Source organism: Fibrobacter sp. (genome assembly GCF_017551775.1).
In the GTDB taxonomy this organism is placed as follows: domain Bacteria; phylum Fibrobacterota; class Fibrobacteria; order Fibrobacterales; family Fibrobacteraceae; genus Fibrobacter.
Genome location: NZ_JAFZKX010000002.1, coordinates 1 through 5361 on the forward strand (window position 1 = coordinate 1; position 5361 = coordinate 5361).

Annotated in this window: 6 protein-coding genes; 5 read left to right on the forward strand and 1 reads right to left on the reverse strand. The window is 57.2% G+C overall.

Features of this window, described 5'->3' with window-relative positions; translation table 11 throughout:
* Nucleotides 1–836, reverse strand: an 836-nt coding sequence (locus IK012_RS00070) for a GntR family transcriptional regulator (RefSeq protein WP_290949048.1), incomplete at its 3' end; no start/stop codon positions are given.
* Between the two features lie 218 nt (nt 837–1054).
* Here IK012_RS00070 and IK012_RS00075 point away from each other — a divergent pair.
* The 5 genes from IK012_RS00075 to IK012_RS00095 form a co-directional block, all read left to right on the forward strand.
* Nucleotides 1055–1921, forward strand: coding sequence for a glycoside hydrolase family 26 protein (locus IK012_RS00075; protein ID WP_290949050.1), 867 nt, complete (start codon nt 1055–1057; stop codon nt 1919–1921).
* Nucleotides 1922–2092: 171 nt separating this feature from the next.
* Complete coding sequence (queF, locus tag IK012_RS00080) at nt 2093–2569, forward strand: preQ(1) synthase (protein ID WP_173378616.1); 477 nt, start codon at nt 2093–2095, stop codon at nt 2567–2569.
* 1 nt (nt 2570) lies between these two features.
* Entirely contained in the window at nt 2571–3281 is a 711-nt protein-coding gene (locus IK012_RS00085) for a queuosine precursor transporter (RefSeq protein WP_290949054.1), read from the forward strand.
* A 176-nt stretch (nt 3282–3457) separates the two neighbouring features.
* Entirely contained in the window at nt 3458–4591 is a 1134-nt protein-coding gene (locus IK012_RS00090; protein ID WP_290949056.1) for a glycosyltransferase, read from the forward strand.
* Nucleotides 4592–4594: 3 nt separating this feature from the next.
* Nucleotides 4595–5361: DNA topoisomerase (locus tag IK012_RS00095; protein WP_290949059.1), on the forward strand; the 767-nt coding region annotated here is incomplete at its 3' end.

The window sequence follows — 5361 nt, forward strand, 5'->3', positions numbered from 1 at the left end:
ACGGAACGGCCCGGGAACTCGCCGAAGGCGAGGTTGAAGAACGCATACCGCGGCTCCTTCTTGAGCGCGCGCGGGATTTCTTCGAGCGGGTGCTCCCACCATACCGCTATCGGGAAGCGCGTCCGCGAGAACTGCGCGAACAGGCGGCTCGGTTTGAAGATGAGCATCGTGGAGAGTATCGCCCCGAAATAGTTGTGGAACAGTTCCGTCGGAAACTCGTTGCCCGCGGAATCCAGGAACTTGCCCACCTCCTCATTGTACCCGAGCACGCGGACATGCAGCTTACGCTTCTCGGCTTCAGAATAGACCTTCTGCATGAATTCGAGTTCGCGGTCGCCCAGGCAGTAAAAATCCCCGTTCGGGTTCGAGCGCATCACCAAAAGAATTTCCTTGGCCTTCGGGGCCTGCACCGTGCGGAAATAGAAGCGCCCGCGGCCGCGGCGTGCGAGGATTCCCTCCGCCTGCAATTTTTCGAGGGTGCGCCTCATGGAACCGACCGAGGTCCCGTACCCCATGCAAAGTTCCTTGATGGAAGGGAGCGGAGAATCGGCCGAAAGCTTGCCCGCCTTCCAATCTTCGAGGAGGAGGCGCTCCAGGCGTTCCACCACCTGTTCGTGCACTTGCGGCTCCGGCGGAGCGACCTTCCCGTTGCCCCAGAAATACCCGTTGCCCTGCTCACCGTACGCCTTCTTCTTTTCGATGAGCTTGCGATAAGCGCGGAACACCGTGCATGTCGATGTCGACAGCTGTTCCGATACGCTGCGAACCGAAGGCAGCCTGTCGCCATCCTTGAATTTGGACGCTTCCAGCCACTTGCATATTTCCTCTACCGTCATCTGCGCCTCCTTTTTTCTGCGCACCGATATTGCAAACAACGTTATTTCTTTGTACCAAACAAATACGCTATGACGTACATCACAAAATAACTTGTCTGTAACGTGTTCTTCGTCACATCGGCTTATAACACTAGATACACTTTGGAAAATAATAAAAAAAGCAGTTATCCGTCAAGTTATCTTGACAAAATATCTTTGTAGAAGAACAGGAGGTACTTATGACTAGAAGATTTAAAATAGGGGCATGGGTCGGCGGCGCCGGCTCCTATCCCCAGCCCACGGCAGACAACATTCAGGCCTTTGAAACTTTGCAGGGATCGCACGTCGACTTCGTTAGCCTTTTCGCACTTTTCGATATCAATACCTGGTCCTGGGTGGAACCCTTCGCCGAGACCGCACGCAAGAACGGGTCCACGCTCGTGGTCACCTGGATGCCCAACGGCTACAGCGCACGCGACATCACCAACGGCATGGCAGACCTCTATATCAGGCACTTCGCACAAGACATCAAGAAGTACGGCTGGGAAATCTGGCTGCGCCCGCTGCACGAAGCCAACGGCGACTGGTACGACTGGGGCACGGGCAAAGCCGGCGAGACCAACACCGAAGAAAGCGTGGCCGAGGCATTCCGCCACATCGTGACAATTTTCAGAGAAGAATCCGTCAAAAACGTCAAGTGGGTATGGACGACCAATTCCTCGAACGTCGGCGAAAACACGTCGTTCACGGGAACCTACCCCGGCGACGACTACGTAGACTTTATTTCCATCGACGGCTACAACTGGGGCAACAAAAAATGCTGGTCCAGGTGGAAGAGCTTCTCGCAGGTATTCAAGAAGTCGTATGATGCTCTCGCAGGCATCGACAAACCGCTGTTCATCGCGGAAACCTCGTGCACGGAATCGGGCGGCAACAAGGCCGAATGGATTGCCGACATGTTCAAGGTGCTGCCCGAACAGTTCCCGAGAATTTTTGGCTTAATGTGGTTCAGCCAAAGCAAGAGCTTCGAGGCAGACTGGGCGCTCAATACCTCCAACGCCGCAGTCGACGCCTGGAAGGCGGGACTAAACGCCCTCGCCGGATAACAGTCTTTCTCCTTACTGTTACCGGTCCATCCCGCGGATTCCGGGCTTTGAAAAAAGCCCGGAATTTTTTATCTTTGTAAAAGTCAGTTCGAAATTCCATCCTGACCTTAGGCGGCAAGCATCACCGGACGGAATGCCCCGCAGCCTATAAACCAAAACTAGGAGACCCCAATGCGTTCCGAAGCCGAACTCGAAGGCGTCACCCTGCTCGGGAACAACGCCACCCAGTACAAGACCACCTACAGCCCCGAAGTGCTCGAGAAGTTCCCGAACAAGCATCCGGGCAACGACTACATGGTCACCTTCAACTGCCCGGAATTCACGAGCCTCTGCCCGAAAACCGGCCAGCCCGACTTCGCCGAAATCAAGATCAACTACATTCCCGACCAGTACCTGGTGGAATCGAAGTCCCTCAAGCTCTACATGTTCTCGTTCCGCAACCACGGGGACTTCCACGAGGACTGCGTGAACATCATCATGAAGGACCTGGTGAAGCTTCTGGACCCGAAGTACATCGAAGTCGAAGGGCTGTTCATGCCGCGCGGGGGCATCTCTCTCTACCCGTTCGCAAACTACGGCAAGCCCGGCACCGAATTCGAGGCCATGGCCAAGACCCGCCTTTTCGCCGCCATCGACAGGAGGAAGTAATATGCAGAACGAAATCGTCCTCATCGCCTCCATATTCGCGTTCTTCGGCGGGCTCGTCGCCTTCTTCCGCTTCTTCGGCAAGCAGGGCATCTTCGCCTGGACCGTCATCTGCACCATCGCCGCCAACATCGAGGTGCTCATCCTGGTGCACGCCTTCGGGCTCGACACCACCCTCGGGAACGTCATTTTCGCCTCGACCTTCCTCGCGACCGACATCATGAGCGAGATTTTCGGCAAGAAAGAGGCCAGCCGCTGCGTCAAGATAGGCATCCTCGCGAACGTCACCTTCATATTGATTTCCCAGAGCTGGTTCCTGTACATCCCCGCCGAGGGCGACACGATGGCAGAACCCATCCGCACCGTATTCGCCAACACCCCCCGCGTGATGCTCGCGAGCCTGTTCGCCTACGCCATCTGCGAACTGTTCGACGTCTGGGCCTACCACGCCTGGTGGAAATGGACCGAGAAGAAGTTCGGCGACAAGAAGCGCTTCCTGTGGCTGCGCAACAACGGCTCCACCCTCCTAAGCCAGCTCATCAACGTGGTGGCGTTCAACCTGCTCGCCTTCGCGGGCGTGTTCCCCTGGAACACCATCGTCGAAATCCTCATCTTCGGGTACGGCATCTTCATCGTGACCTCCCTGATGGACACCCCGTTCGTCTACCTCGCCCGCCGCATCGCAGACAAGCACCCCGAACTCCTGAAGGAATAAGCCCCGAAAATTGCAAAAAACTTACGGGATTTTTCCCGAAAAGCTCAAATTGCCCCAAAACAAGCGTTTTGGGGCTTTTACATTAACATATATATATGTATCGAGAAATCGCCGCCCCGTTCCTGCACCCGCAGTCCAAAATTCCGGCACGATGAACTAAATTTTTGCCCGAAAAAATGATTTGGACGATTTTGACATACGTGGTCATAGGCCTCCTCGCCGTATCCGGGCTGTTCTACATAGCCCTCCTGGTGCGCTTTTTCCGCGCCCTCGGTACGGTACGCGACGGCCAGTCCGACGTGGAGCCCAAGCCCGACGTGAGCATCCTGATTTCGGCCCGCAACGAGTCGGCCGGCATCCGCGCCACCCTCGATTCGGTGCTTGCGCAGGAATATGACGGCAAGTGGGACGTATGGGTCGCCGACGACCGCAGTACCGACGACACCCCGAAAATCCTCGCGGAATACGCGGCGCGCTACCCGCGGCTGCACATCCTCACCATCGAGGACATTCCCGAAGGGGTGAGCCCCAAGAAGCACGCCCTCAGCAAGCTCATCGACGTCTGCGAAGGCGACATCCTGTGCCTCACCGACGCCGACTGCATCGTCAAACCCACCTGGATCGACGGCATCGTACGCGAATTCGAGCCGGGCATCGAGCTCGTGGCGGGGCATTCCTACATCCCGACCGTCCCCGGCAAGTCGAGCGTGCTCATCTGCATGCAGGCGGTCGAGACGCTTATCTACCGCGTGGCGGGCACAGCGGGCCTCGCGATGCACCTGCCGCTCACCAGCACCGGCAACAACTTCGCCTACCGCAAGAGCTTCTTCAAGAGCGTCCACGGGTTCGACAACGTGCTCAAGATACAGAGCGGCGACGACGACCTCCTGATGCAGAAAATTGCGGACGACCGCCCCTGGGCCATGCGCTACTGCATCACCGAGTCCACTTTCGTGACGACAAGCGGCAAGGAAACCTTCAAGGAACTGTGGGAACAGCGCAAGCGCTGGGCATCGGCCACTATATATTATACGCCGAAAATCGTGTTCGTGCTGAGCATGGTTTTCCTGTTCCTCGTCATGCAGTGCGTCGCCGTGGCGCTCTCCCCGCTCAGCTTCGAAATTCTCATCGCGACAATCGTCGCATCCGTTGCCAAGTGCATTGGCGACCTCATACTAATAGTCCGCGGGCTCCGGATATTCCGGCAGGAGCACCTGCTCAAGTGGTGCATCCCCGTTGAATTCATCCACGCCCCCTTTACCGTGCTGGCCGTGCTGTTCGGCCTGTTCGGGCGCTTCAAATGGAAATAACTGATGGCAACTACGACCAAGAAAACGACAAAGACTGAAACCACGAAGGCTGCAAAGACTCCGGCAAAGACCGCGACAAAGAAGGCGGCCAAGGCGAGCGGCGAGGGAATCACCCTCATCATCGCCGAAAAGCCGAGCGTCGCCGCCGACCTCGTGAAGGTGCTCGGAGCCAAGTCGTTCAAGAAAAACAACGGTTTTTACGAAAGCGACACCACCATCGTGAGCCACGCCATCGGCCACCTGGTGACCATCGCCGACCCGAAGGATATCGACGAGCGCTACAAGGCATGGGACATGAAGACGCTCCCGATGCTCCCCGAAAAGTTCCCGCTCGTGGCGACCCCCGCCACCAAGTCGCAGCTCTCCATCGTAAGCAAGCTCATCAAGAGGAAAGACGTCACGACCATCGTGAACGCATGCGATGCGGGCCGCGAAGGTGAACTGATTTTCTTCTACATCCTCGACTACGTGCTCAAGGGCAAGTTCACGGGCAAGACCATCAAGCGCCTGTGGATGCAGAGCATGACGCCTGCCGCCATCAAGGACGCCTTCGAACACCTGCGCACCGCCGAAGAGATGGAAAACTTGAAGAACGCCGCCCTCTGCCGCAGCGAAGCCGACTGGCTCGTGGGCATGAACGGGAGCCGCGGGCTCACCGCCTACAACAGTTCCATGGGCGGGTTCCAGATTACGCCCTGCGGACGCGTGCAGACCCCGACGCTCGCCATCATCGTGAAGCGCGAGGAAGAACGCCAGGAGTTCAAGCCGCA

Bases quoted from the DNA above. Each gene is read 5' to 3' on its own strand.
- IK012_RS00075 (WP_290949050.1), top strand. From the start codon at position 1,055: ATGACTAGAAGATTTAAAATAGGGGCATGGGTCGGCGGCGCCGGCTCC.
- IK012_RS00085 (WP_290949054.1), top strand. From the start codon at position 2,571: ATGCAGAACGAAATCGTCCTCATCGCCTCCATATTCGCGTTCTTCGGC.
- queF (WP_173378616.1), top strand. From the start codon at position 2,093: ATGCGTTCCGAAGCCGAACTCGAAGGCGTCACCCTGCTCGGGAACAAC.
- IK012_RS00090 (WP_290949056.1), top strand. From the start codon at position 3,458: ATGATTTGGACGATTTTGACATACGTGGTCATAGGCCTCCTCGCCGTA.